The organism is Sphingobium sp. TCM1 (genome assembly GCF_001650725.1).
Lineage (GTDB): Bacteria > Pseudomonadota > Alphaproteobacteria > Sphingomonadales > Sphingomonadaceae > Sphingobium.
In genome coordinates this window covers 150,179-161,886 of record NZ_LXVX01000005.1, presented here as the reverse complement: position 1 = coordinate 161,886, position 11,708 = coordinate 150,179, and the positions used below count along the sequence as shown (strand labels likewise).

Sequence of the window (11,708 nt, the reverse complement as noted above, 5' to 3'; positions counted from 1 at the left end):
GTCCGAAACAGGAAGGACGGGGGCTTCGACAGGCTCAGCCCGAACGGGATGGGTCGGCTCGACCTTACAGGTCGATCAGCAGGCGGGTCGGGTCCTCGATCGCATTCTTGACTGCGACCAGGAATGTCACCGCTTCGCGACCGTCGATCAGACGATGGTCATAGCTGAGCGCGAGATACATCATCGGGCGGATCACGATCTGACCGTCGCGCACGACCGGGCGGTCCTCGATACGGTGCAGGCCCAGCACCGCCGACTGGGGCGGATTGATGATCGGGCTGGACAGGAGCGAACCAAACACGCCGCCGTTGGAGATGGTGAAGGTGCCGCCCTTCATATCTTCCATGGTCAGCTTGCCTTCCTTGGCCTTCTTGCCAAAGCCGCCGATGGTCTTTTCGATGTCGGCGACGCTCAGCGATTCCGCGTTGCGGATCACCGGAACGACCAGGCCAGTCGGGGCCGAAACGGCGACCGAGATGTCGGCGAAATCATTATAGACGATCTCGTCGCCCTCGATCTGCGCATTGACGCCCGGAATGTCGCGGAGCGCCATGCAGACGGCCTTCGTGAAGAAGCCCATGAAGCCGAGACGGACGCCATGCTTCTTCTCGAACAGATCCTTGTACTTGGCGCGCGCCTCGATGACGTTGGTCATGTCCACGTCGTTGTAGGTCGTCAGGAGCGCCGCATTGTTCTGCGCTTCCTTGAGTCGCTTGGCGACGGTCTGGCGCAGGCGGGTCATCTTGACGCGCTCCTGCTTGCGGCTCGGACCGGCGCCCGGGGCATCGGCAGCCGGCGCTGCCGCAGGCGTCGAGGCAGCCGCCTTAGCGGTGCCGGCGGCGACGGCGGCGGTGACGTCGTCCTTGGTCAGGCGGCCGTCCTTGCCGGTGCCCTTGATCTTGCTCGGGTCAAGACCATGTTCCAGCACCAGGCGGCGGACCGCCGGCGACAGGGTCAGGTTGCCGCCTTCTTCGTCGTCCGAAACGGGTGCCGATGCAGCTGCGGCAGGCGCCGCTGCCTCGGCCTTCGCAGCCGGCGCAGCAGCGGCCGGTGCCGGCGAAGCGGCCGCAGCCGCACCTTCGTTCACATAGGCCAGCAGCGCGCCGACCTCGACCGTATCGCCTTCCTTGGCGATGATATCGCCCAGCACGCCGGCGACAGGTGCAGGCACGTCGACCGCGACCTTGTCGGTTTCCAGGCTGACGATCGGCTCATCGGCCTTGACCGCTTCACCGGGCTTCTTGAGCCACTGGCCAACGGTTGCTTCGGTAACGGATTCGCCCAGCGTGGGGACTTTGACTTCGGTTGCCATGAGCTGTCTCAGCCTTTCTTCTGGCGGCGGATTTCTTCACGAACGCTGTGGCCCAGCGCATCGGCGACGAGGGCGCCCTGTTCGGCGACATGGCGCTTGGCCAGGCCCGTGGCGGGCGAGGCCGATGCCTTTCGGCCGGCATAGCGGGCGCGCATCGGCGCCTTTCCGGCCTTGGCCAGCGCTTCCTCGACATAGGGTTCCACGAAGAACCAGGCGCCATTGTTGCGCGGCTCTTCCTGGCACCACACGACCTCTTCCAGGTTGGTCATGCGCGCGATACGTGTCGCCAAGGCCTCGGTCGCGAACGGATAGATCTGCTCGATCCGAACGATCTGCACGTCCTTGTCGCCATGTTGATCGCGGGCTTCCATCAGGTCGTAGAAGACCTTGCCCGAACAAAGCACCAGGCGCTTCGTGTCCTTGTCGGACGCCCCATTGGGGTCCGACAGGATGCGCTTGAAATGCGTTTCGCCCAGGAAATCCTCGGCCTTGCTGACCGCCGCCTTGTGCCGCAGCAGCGACTTGGGCGCCATGATGATCAGCGGCTTGCGGAAAGGCCGCAGCATCTGGCGACGCAGGATATGGAAATAGTTGGCCGGCGTCGTGACGTTCGCGACCTGGATATTGCCTTCCGCGCAGAGCTGGAGATAGCGTTCCAGACGCGCCGAGCTATGCTCCGGCCCCTGCCCCTCATAGCCGTGCGGCAGGAGGCAGACGAGGCCGTTGGAGCGAAGCCACTTGGTCTCCGACGACGCGATATACTGGTCGAAGATGATCTGCGCGCCATTGGCGAAATCGCCGAACTGCGCTTCCCAGATGACCAGGCTCTTGGGGTCCGCCAGCGCGAAACCATATTCGAAGCCGAGCACCCCATATTCGGACAGCGGCGAATCCAGCACCTCGAAACGGCCATGCGGCACGGTCGAGAGCGGGATATATTTCGCTTCCGTATCCTGGTCGGTCCAGACCGCATGACGCTGGCTGAAAGTACCGCGCCCGGAATCCTGACCCGACAGGCGCACCCCATAGCCTTCCGACAGGAGCGACCCGAAGGCCAGCGCCTCGCCGGTCGCCCAGTCAAAATTCTCGCCCGTCTTGAACATCTCGGCCTTGGCGTCGAGAACGCGCTTGAGCGTCTTGTGGACGTTATGCCCTTCAGGAACGGTAGTCAGCGTCTTGCCCAGGCCGTCAAACAGCTTCTGGCTGATCGCAGATTCCACGCTCTGGCGCGCGGTTTCGGCGTCGGCGGGCTTGTGCAGCCCCGACCAGCGACCGGCGAACCAGTCGGCCTTGTTCGCCTTGTAGCTCTTGGCCGCCTCGAACTCTTCTTCCAGATGGTTGACGAAATCGTCCGTCGCCTTGGCAACGAAGGCATCATCGACCAGGCCTTCCGCCTTCAGCCGCGCCGCATAGACGTCGCTGACCGGGGGATGCTGGCGGATCTTGGCGTACATCTGCGGCTGGGTGAAGCCCGGCTCGTCGCCTTCATTATGACCGAAGCGACGATAGCACCACATGTCGATCACGATGTCGCGATGGAAGGCCTGGCGATATTCCATCGCCAGCTTGCAAGCGAAGGTCACGGCTTCGGGATCGTCGCCATTGACGTGCAGGATCGGCGCCTGGACGCCCTTGGCCACATCGCTGGGATAGGGCGAGCCGCGCGAGAATTGCGGGCTGGTGGTGAAGCCGATCTGGTTGTTCACGATGAAGTGGATGCAGCCGCCCGTATTATAGCCGGGGACGCCCGAGAAGCCGAGGCATTCCCAGACGATGCCCTGGCCGGCGAAGGCCGCGTCGCCATGGATCAGCACCGGCAGCACCTGGTCATGCTTGGCCAGATCGTCGCGGAAGGTCTGCTGCGCGCGGACCTTGCCCAGCACCACGGGATCAACGGTTTCGAGGTGCGACGGGTTGGGCACCAGCGACATATGGACCTTGATGCCATCGAACTCGCGGTCGGTCGAAGTGCCGAGATGGTACTTCACGTCGCCCGAACCGCCGACATCTTCGGGATTGGCTGTACCGCCCGAAAATTCGTGGAAGATGACGCGGAAGCCCTTGGCCATGACATTGGCCAGCACGTTCAGGCGGCCGCGATGAGCCATGCCGAACACGATCTCGCGCACGCCCGACGAACCGCCATATTTGATGACGGCTTCAAGCGCGGGAATCATCGATTCGCCACCGTCGAGGCCGAAACGCTTGGTGCCGACATATTTGCGGCCCAGGAACTTCTCATATTGCTCGCCCTGGATGACCTTGGCCAGGATCGCCTTCTTGCCCTCGGGCGTGAAGTGGATTTCCTTGTCCTTGCCTTCCAGCCTGTCCTGGAGGAAGCGGCGCTCCTCCACGTCGGCGATGTGCATATATTCCAGGCCGACATTGCCGCAATAATTGGCGCGCAGGATCGCGACGATCTCGCTGACCGTCGCATATTGCACGCCCAGCGTACCGCCCAGATAGATCTTCTTGGCGGGATCGGTCAGGCCATGATATTCCGGCGTCAGGTCGGCCGGCAGGTCACGCTTGGCAAGGCCCAGCGGATCGAGGTTGGCGGCCAGATGACCACGCACGCGATAGGTGCGGATCAGCATCTGCGCGCGGATGGCATCGTCAGCGGCAGCCACCACATCGGCATCCGACACGGCCTTGCCCGCCGACTTGGCGGCGGCCTTCACGGCGACCTGCATCTGCGTGGGGTCCAGCGCCCCGGTCAGATCGTCGGTGTCCGTCAGCGGCCAGTTGTCGCGCGCCCAGCTCGGCCCGCGCTCGACCTCGAAATCCTGGTTTTCGTAACCCATGTCCCTACGTCCCATCCCAGCCGCGTGCAGTCGCGGATGCGGGAAAATAGCGGCCGGGGTGCAGCCCGGCCGCATCATCTATCGGCTGATCAGCCCTTCAGCACTTCGACCAGCGTCGAACCCAGCTCGGACGGGCTGGCAGCGACCTTGATACCGGCCGCTTCCATCGCCGCGATCTTGCTCTCGGCGTCGCCCTTGCCGCCCGACACGATCGCGCCGGCATGGCCCATGCGACGGCCCGGAGGGGCGGTGCGGCCCGCGATGAAACCGGCCATCGGCTTCTTGCGGCCCTTCTTGGCCTCGTCGATCAGGAACTGGGCGGCCTGCTCTTCCGCGTCGCCGCCGATTTCACCGATCATGATGATCGATTCGGTCGCGTCGTCGGCCAGGAACAGTTCCAGCACGTCGATGAAGTTGGTGCCGTTGACAGGATCGCCGCCGATGCCGACCGCGGTGGTCTGGCCCAGGCCCGCATTGGTGGTCTGGAACACGGCTTCGTAGGTCAGCGTGCCGGAACGCGACACGACGCCGACCGAACCCTTGGAGAAGATCGACCCGGGCATGATGCCGATCTTGCACTCATTGGGGGTCAGCACGCCGGGGCAGTTCGGGCCGATCAGACGCGACTTGCTACCCGACAGGGCGCGCTTCACGCGAACCATGTCGAGGACCGGGATGCCCTCGGTGATGCAGACGATCAGCGGGATTTCGGCGTCGATCGCTTCCAGGATCGAATCGGCCGCGAACGGCGGCGGCACATAGATGACCGACGCATCGGCGCCGGTCTTCGACTTGGCTTCCGCAACGGTGTCGAACATGGGCAGGCCGATATGGGTCGTGCCGCCCTTGCCGGGCGTCACGCCGCCAACCATCTGGGTGCCGTAGGCCAGAGCCTGTTCGGTGTGGAAGGTGCCGGTGGCACCGGTCATACCCTGGGTGATGACCTTGGTGTTCTTGTTCACCAGAATGGACATGCGTGTCCCTTTATCTTCTGTGGACGTGGCACTTGGGTCTAAAGCGATCCGCCCCAGGCTGCGCACTTACCTGGGACGGACCGGTGCAAGCTTGTGGGCTCAGGCGAGCGAGGGGTCGATGGCCTTGCAGGCTTCCAGCAGTTCCTTGACCGCATCGACCGACACCTGAAGGTTCGCCTTGGCTTCGTCGTTCAGCTCGATCTCGACGACCTGCTCGACGCCATCCTTACCGATGATGACCGGCACGCCGACATAGAGATTGTCCACGCCATACTGGCCGGTCAGGTTGGCGGCGCAGGGCAGCAGGCGCTTCTTGTCGCCCAGATAGGCTTCAGCCATGGCGATCGCGCTCGTGGCGGGTGCGTAGAAGGCCGAGCCGGTCTTCAAGAGCGCGACGATCTCGCCGCCGCCCGAACGGGTGCGCTGCACGATGGCGTCGATGCGCTCCTGCGTCGAGCGACCCTGCTTGATGAGGTCGGGCACCGGGATGCCGGCGACGGTCGAATATTCGATGACCGGGACCATCGTGTCGCCATGGCCGCCGAGCACGAAGCTGGTGACGTCCTTGGCCGAGACGTTGAATTCTTCGGCCAGGAAGTGGTTGAAGCGCGAGCTGTCGAGCACGCCCGCCATGCCGACGACCTTGCTGTGCGGCAGGCCCGAAAATTCGCGCAGCGCCCACACCATCGCGTCGAGCGGATTGGTGATGCAGATGACGAAGGCGTCGGGCGCGTTGGCGGCGATGCCCTCGCCCACGGCCTTCATGACCTTGAGGTTGATGCCCAGCAGGTCGTCGCGGCTCATGCCCGGCTTGCGGGCGACGCCGGCGGTGACGATGATGACGTCCGCACCCGCGATATCGGCATAGTCGTTCGAGCCAGTGATCTTCGCGTCGAAGCCTTCGACCGAACCGCACTGGGACAGATCGAGCGCCTTGCCCTGCGGCACGCCCTCCACCACGTCGAACAGGACGATATCGCCCAGACCCTTGAGCGCCGCGAGGTGCGCCAGCGTGCCGCCGATATTGCCAGCGCCGATGAGCGCGATCTTCTTACGGGCCATATGCAATCATCCTCCAAGTCATGACTACTGGAATTGCCGGCCCGCCTACGCCCTTCGGACGGGGGTTTCAACCTGTCAAAGAGCTGAGGGACAAATTATCTTTGCAATTCATTCGCAGTTGCATTAATGGAGATTTACACCCTGTCGCTCCGGGCTCCTACCCTGGTCCGCGAGCCTTCCCTGCAGAGGTATCCTGCCGGGCGCCTTTCTCCTCGGGGGCGCCCGGCCTGTTTTGCTTTATGAAAATTGCGTTCCGATGAACGACACGCGCAATATCCGGCGAGCGGATTCCTCCCGCCGATGAACTGACTTGCGATGCGAAAGCCTATTTTGGCCCGTGGCCCAGCGCCAGATAATCGTCTGACTGCATTTCCATCAGCCGCGATACGGTGCGCTCGAACTCGAACGCCCCATCCCCTTCGGGATAGAGGCGCGCCGGCTCCGCATCCGCCGCGGCCAGCAGCTTCACCCGATATTCGTAAAGCGAGTCGATCAGCGTCACGAACCGCGCCGCCTCGTTACGATTTTCGGGCCCCAACACCGGAATGCCCACTATGATGACGGTGTGATATTTGCGCGCGATGGCCAGATAGTCCGGCGCGCCGCGCGCCTCCACGCACAACCGCTTGAAGGAGAAGACCGCGACGCCCTTCAGGCTCTTGGGCACCTGCATGGTGCGCCCGCCCTGCACCACAATCTCCTCCGCCGGCACCTTGGCCCGGTCCTCGACCGGATAGTCGGTCAAGCGGAAAAAGGCCTCGGACAGCGCCTTCGTCGCCTCCGGCCCGTTGGGGCAGTGCCACAGCTTCGCGTCGCCCAGACGGTCGCGCCGGTAATCAACCGGCCCGTTCAGCGTCATCACGTCCAGCTTCGCCTTGATCAGGTCGATGAAGGGCAGGAAAAGCTGGCGGTTGAGACCATTCTTGTAGAGTTCGTCAGGCTCGCGGTTGGAGGTGGTGACGATCGTCACCCGCTTTTCCAGCAGCCCGGTGAATAGGCGCGACATGATCGCCGCGTCAGCCATGTTGTTCACGACCATCTCGTCGAAGCAGAGCAGTCGCGCCTCCTCGGCCAGCGACTCGACAACCGGCGGGATCGGATCGCCCGTCTCAGACTTGCGCGCCTCGGCAAGGCGGGCATGAACGTCCAGCATGAATTCGTGGAAATGGGCGCGCTTCTTGCGCTTCACTTGAACCGTGTCGAAGAACAGGTCCATCAGCATCGACTTGCCGCGCCCGACGCCACCCCACATGTAGAGGCCGCGCGGTGGCTCGGGCGCCTTGCGCAGCAGCTTCCAGAGCGTCGATCCGCGGGCTGGCGCCGCTTCCAGTTCCTGTTGCAGCCGATCGAGTCGAACCGCCCCCGCCCGCTGGTCCGAGTCGGGCCTCAGTTCGCCGGCCTGGACCAGCGTGTCGTAGCGGGCGATCACGCTGCTCACCTGGCGGCAGGCGCCTTGCGGATAGTGGCGGAGGATGCTGCGACGGGCTGACCATCCTGGGTGATGAGCATCCGCAGGAAGAAGAGCCTCCCCGTCTCCCGCAGCATCTCCACGTCGGCAAACAGATCAGGCCCGACCTTGCCCGCGCCCAGATATTGCATGGACAGGTCGATGGTCACGCCATTGACCTGCGCCTTGTGCCCCATGACCCAAAGGCCGCCGAAATAGGCATGATCGGCAAACGCCGCCAGGAAGCCGCCGTGAAGCGTGTCGACTCGATTACGATGATTGGCACGCGTCTCCAGCCCGACCAGCGCCTTGCCCGGCGCATCACTGCGCATATAGCCGCGCCCGATCGCCTGGAGGAAAGTGTCGGGGTGCGGGTCCGACCAGGCGGCCCAGCCCGCCCACTTGCCTTCGGTCAGCGTGGCGCCGCCCGCTATGCCGTCACTCGCCAACTTACAGCTGCCGTTCGACCATCATCTTCTTGGTTTCGGCGATCGCCTTGGCCGGCGAAAGGCCCTTGGGGCAGACGTTCGCGCAGTTCATGATGGTGTGGCAACGATAGAGGCGGAAGGGATCTTCCAGCTCATCAAGACGCTCGCCGGTATATTCGTCACGGCTGTCCGCCAGCCAGCGATAGGCCTGGAGCAGGATCGCCGGACCCAGGAACTTGTCGCTGTTCCACCAATAGCTGGGGCAGCTGGTCGAGCAGCAGGCGCACAGGATGCACTCGTAGAGGCCGTCCAGCTTCTCGCGATCGGCGGGCGACTGGAGCCGTTCCTTGCCGCTCGGCGGCGGGCTGACGGTTTGCAGCCACGGCTTGATGCTGTTGTACTGGGCGTAGAAATGGGTGAAGTCCGGCACCAGATCCTTGATGACGTCCATGTGCGGCAGCGGCGTGATACGCACATCCTTGCCGGCGCACTCGTCGATCGCGGTGGTGCAGGCCAGCCCGTTACGGCCGTTCATGTTCATCGAACAGCTGCCGCAAATGCCTTCGCGGCAGGAGCGGCGGAAGGTTAGCGTCGGATCATATTCATTCTTGATCTTCAGCAGCGCGTCCAGGACCATCGGACCGCAGGAGTCGAGGTCGATCTCATAGGTGTCATAACGCGGATTTTCGCCGGAGTCGGGATCGTAGCGATAGACCTTGAAGCTGCGGACGTTGGTCGCCCCTTCAGGCGCCTTGTGGGTCACGCCCTTGCCGCTGATCTTGCTGTTCTTGGGCAACGCAAATTCGGCCATCGCTCGTCGAGCCTCTTCGTCGATGTCTGTCTGTTGGGGGTCCGCATAACGAAAAATCTGCAAAGGTCCAGCACCGAGGACCATGTTTCTGCCCGCAAAGCCTTGTTGCAAATGGCTTGCAGATCAGCATGGCGGCCAAGTCCGCGTCTTGCTTCCTTCACCATCCGCGCTAGGGCGACGAAATCTGTGGGGAACTCCTATTGCCGATCGACATCGCCTTTCTCGCCATCGCCGAGGCCCAGCAACTCTATCATTGGCTGCCCGCCGCGCTGGAACTGGCGCGCCGGCCCGATGTACGGGTCAGCATCTTGTCCCCTTCGGACCTGATATTGGCGCTGGTGACAAGCTATGATCCAGAAGGCCGCCTGAACATCGTTCGCCTGGCGCGGCCGCCATCGCGGCCCGACTCGCTCTTCCGCCAGCCCTCGCGGCTGGCGACCCTGCTGCTCAACTTGCCCACCATCGCCCGTTTCCCGACGCTCGTGACCACCGAGATCAGCAGCGCCTGGCTCCGCCGCATACCCGGCTTCCATTCCCGCCTCATCCTCATCAAGCATGGCGCGGGCGACCGGGAGGGCGGCTACAAGAAACGCCACGCCGATTTCGACCTGACCCTGGTCGCGGGCGAAAAGGATCGCCGCCGCATGATCGAGCGCGGCCTATGCACCGCCGAGACGGTCGCCGTCGGCGGCTATCCCAAGTTCGAACTGAAGGCGGCGCGGCAGCGCTTCTTCCCCGACGACAAGCCGCTCCTGCTCTACAATCCGCATTTCGATCCGGCGCTGTCGTCATGGATCAAGCACGGCCCCGACGTTCTGGCCGCGCTGGAGTCGCTGACCGGCTGGAACGTCATCATCGCCCCGCACACCAAGCTGGCACGCAAGGTGCCGGCGATCACCAGCAGCGCGCCGCACATCCGGATCGACATGGGCAGCCGCCGGTCGATCGACATGAGCTATACGATGAGCGCGGACGTCTATCTGGGTGACGTATCGAGCCAGGTCTATGAGTTCCTTATCGAACCGCGCCCCTGCATCTTCCTCAACCTCGACCGGCACGACGGGTCGGGCGATGCCTTCGCCCACTGGAAGCTGGGGCAGGTCATCGAGCGGGCCGACGCCCTGCCCGCCGCCCTCGCCCGCGCGAACGACTTGCAACCGGGCTATGTTGCTGCGCAAAAGGCGGCAATGCAGCAATCCATCGACCTGTCCCCGGTCCCCGCGTCGCAGCGCCAGGCCGACCTCATCCTGAATTTCGCGACAGCCCCCAAGGACTCATAACGCCATGAGCCAGACGATCACCACCACCCTCGGCCCGGTCCGCCTGCTCGGCGAGAATGCGACGCCGATCTGGGGCATGTCCAATGCCGAGCGCAACCGCCGCATGGCGGAAAGCGCGGCGAAGAACGGCAGCATACTCGCGCCAGGGCATGAACTGCTGTTCAACCTGGCCTATGCCTTCGACCCTTTGCTGCTGCGCCTCGCGCTCGAAACGCCGGGCACGCTGTTCGCCTGGGGACGGACGCCCATTGTCGGGCAGGTGCCGGTGGGCAGCGATCCGCTCGCGGCGCCGACGGTCATCGACCTGTCGGACGGCCGCAAGCTCTACAATCGCCAGCTTCGCAAGCTGGAACAGCCGATGGTGCGCGAACTCACCCCGGGCACCCGGCGCGAGATCGAGCGGCGCAGCTATTTCGGCGCCTACAAAGGCGTCACCGACCTGCTGACCAAATATCTCTGGCCCGAACTGGCGCTGGTCCTGACCCGCATCGCCGCGCAGCTGCGCATGACGCCCAACATGGTGTCGGTGATCGGCGTCACCCTCTGCCTGGTCGCAACCTTCCTCTTCGCCAAAGGGATGTACTGGACCGGATTCCTCAGCGGCTTCATCTTCATGGTGCTGGACACGGTTGACGGCAAGCTCGCCCGCTGCACCATCACCTCGTCCAAATGGGGCAATGTGATCGACCATGGCGTCGACCTGGTCCACCCGCCCTTCTGGTGGTATTTCTGGGGCACCGGCCTCGCCTATTGGGGCCTTGCGCTGTCGCCCGGCACCTTCGCCTTCATCATGACCGCCGTGATCGCCGGCTATGTGCTGCAACGGCTGATCGAGGGGATGTTCCTCAAGGACTTCAAGATGGACATCCATGTCTGGCAGCCATTCGACAGCCAGTTCCGCCTGATCACCGCACGGCGCAACCCGAACATGGTGATCCTGTTCGTCGCGCTGCTGGCCGGGCGGCCCGACATCGGCCTGATCGCCCTCGCCTGGTGGACCATCCTTTCGCTGGTCGTCCATGCCGTGCGGCTGGCGCAGGCCTATGCCGTGCAGCGCAGCGGCAAGCCGATCGTCAGCTGGATGGATGAAGCGGAGGCGGCGCGATGAACGCGACAATCGAGAAGTTCGGCTGGCCAGCCACGCTGGTCGCGGCGTTCGAGCACTGGCTGGTCCTGCTCCGCCCGGCCCAGCCGACGCTGGGATCCCTGGTGCTGGCGGCGAAAAGTGACGCCACCGCCTTCGGCGACCTGCCGGCGGCGGCCCATGCCGAACTCAAGACCGTGACCACCGTGATCGAGGCGGCGCTGGGCAAGGCGGTGGGCTACAGCAAGATCAACTATCTGATGCTGATGATGGTCGACCCGCATGTCCATTTCCATGTCATCCCCCGCTATGAAGGGACGCGCAGCGCGGCTGGCGTGACCGTCGCGGATGCGGGCTGGCCGGGCCAGCCGGAGCTTGGCGCGGCGGTAAGACTGGACAGCGAAATGGACAGCTTGCGCGCGTTCCTCCAGGAGGGGTTCGAAAAGGAAATCGCCAAGAGCGCCTGAAATTCGATATAACATATTGAAACTCAATAGTTTTTATAC

The 11,708-nt window shown here is 63.8% G+C and carries 10 protein-coding genes; 3 read left to right on the top strand and 7 right to left on the bottom strand.

Annotated features, from left to right (window positions below; translation table 11 throughout):
• Positions 1-64: 64 nt before the first annotated feature.
• The 7 genes from odhB to A7Q26_RS05115 form a co-directional block, all read right to left on the bottom strand.
• Positions 65-1,312, bottom strand: a complete 1,248-nt coding sequence (gene odhB, locus A7Q26_RS05145) for a 2-oxoglutarate dehydrogenase complex dihydrolipoyllysine-residue succinyltransferase (protein WP_066857551.1) — start codon at positions 1,310-1,312, stop codon at positions 65-67.
• An 8-nt stretch (positions 1,313-1,320) separates the two neighbouring features.
• Positions 1,321-4,116 (bottom strand): 2-oxoglutarate dehydrogenase E1 component, encoded by a 2,796-nt coding sequence (locus tag A7Q26_RS05140; RefSeq protein ID WP_066857548.1) that lies wholly within the window; start codon positions 4,114-4,116, stop codon positions 1,321-1,323.
• An 89-nt stretch (positions 4,117-4,205) separates the two neighbouring features.
• On the bottom strand, positions 4,206-5,090 hold the full coding sequence (gene sucD, locus A7Q26_RS05135) for a succinate--CoA ligase subunit alpha (RefSeq protein ID WP_066857545.1): 885 nt from the start codon (positions 5,088-5,090) through the stop codon (positions 4,206-4,208).
• A gap of 99 nt (positions 5,091-5,189) precedes the next feature.
• Positions 5,190-6,152: a malate dehydrogenase gene (gene mdh, locus A7Q26_RS05130; RefSeq protein WP_066857542.1), complete on the bottom strand. Its 963-nt coding sequence runs from the start codon at positions 6,150-6,152 to the stop codon at positions 5,190-5,192.
• A 325-nt stretch (positions 6,153-6,477) separates the two neighbouring features.
• Positions 6,478-7,590, bottom strand: a complete 1,113-nt coding sequence (gene zapE / locus A7Q26_RS05125; protein ID WP_066857539.1) for a cell division protein ZapE — start codon at positions 7,588-7,590, stop codon at positions 6,478-6,480.
• Positions 7,587-8,048 carry a PaaI family thioesterase gene (locus A7Q26_RS05120; RefSeq protein ID WP_066857536.1) on the bottom strand — a complete coding sequence of 154 codons (462 nt, stop codon included), beginning with the start codon at positions 8,046-8,048 and terminating at the stop codon, positions 7,587-7,589. Before A7Q26_RS05120 ends, zapE begins: the two co-directional genes overlap by 4 nt.
• A 1-nt stretch (position 8,049) precedes the next feature.
• Positions 8,050-8,838: a succinate dehydrogenase iron-sulfur subunit gene (locus A7Q26_RS05115; RefSeq protein WP_066857530.1), complete on the bottom strand. Its 789-nt coding sequence runs from the start codon at positions 8,836-8,838 to the stop codon at positions 8,050-8,052.
• Between the two features lie 200 nt (positions 8,839-9,038).
• Here A7Q26_RS05115 and A7Q26_RS05110 point away from each other — a divergent pair, with 200 nt between their 5' ends.
• From A7Q26_RS05110 to A7Q26_RS05100, 3 genes are read left to right on the top strand one after another with little or no spacing between them, the layout of a single operon-like run.
• A complete protein-coding gene (locus A7Q26_RS05110; RefSeq protein ID WP_066857527.1) occupies positions 9,039-10,118 on the top strand; it encodes a glycosyl transferase in 1,080 nt (359 codons plus the stop codon).
• Positions 10,119-10,122: 4 nt separating this feature from the next.
• A complete protein-coding gene (locus tag A7Q26_RS05105) occupies positions 10,123-11,226 on the top strand; it encodes a CDP-alcohol phosphatidyltransferase family protein (protein ID WP_066857524.1) in 1,104 nt (367 codons plus the stop codon).
• Positions 11,223-11,669, top strand: a complete 447-nt coding sequence (locus A7Q26_RS05100) for an HIT family protein (RefSeq protein ID WP_066857521.1) — start codon at positions 11,223-11,225, stop codon at positions 11,667-11,669. Before A7Q26_RS05105 ends, A7Q26_RS05100 begins: the two co-directional genes overlap by 4 nt.
• The last annotated feature ends 39 nt before the right edge of the window (positions 11,670-11,708 follow it).

Excerpts from the sequence above, each read along its gene's own strand:
- odhB (WP_066857551.1), bottom strand. The coding sequence starts at position 1,312 with ATGGCAACCGAAGTCAAAGTCCCCACGCTGGGCGAATCCGTTACCGAA.
- A7Q26_RS05140 (WP_066857548.1), bottom strand. The coding sequence starts at position 4,116 with ATGGGTTACGAAAACCAGGATTTCGAGGTCGAGCGCGGGCCGAGCTGG.
- sucD (WP_066857545.1), bottom strand. The coding sequence starts at position 5,090 with ATGTCCATTCTGGTGAACAAGAACACCAAGGTCATCACCCAGGGTATG.
- mdh (WP_066857542.1), bottom strand. The coding sequence starts at position 6,152 with ATGGCCCGTAAGAAGATCGCGCTCATCGGCGCTGGCAATATCGGCGGC.
- A7Q26_RS05115 (WP_066857530.1), bottom strand. The coding sequence starts at position 8,838 with ATGGCCGAATTTGCGTTGCCCAAGAACAGCAAGATCAGCGGCAAGGGC.
- A7Q26_RS05105 (WP_066857524.1), top strand. The coding sequence starts at position 10,123 with ATGAGCCAGACGATCACCACCACCCTCGGCCCGGTCCGCCTGCTCGGC.
- A7Q26_RS05100 (WP_066857521.1), top strand. The coding sequence starts at position 11,223 with ATGAACGCGACAATCGAGAAGTTCGGCTGGCCAGCCACGCTGGTCGCG.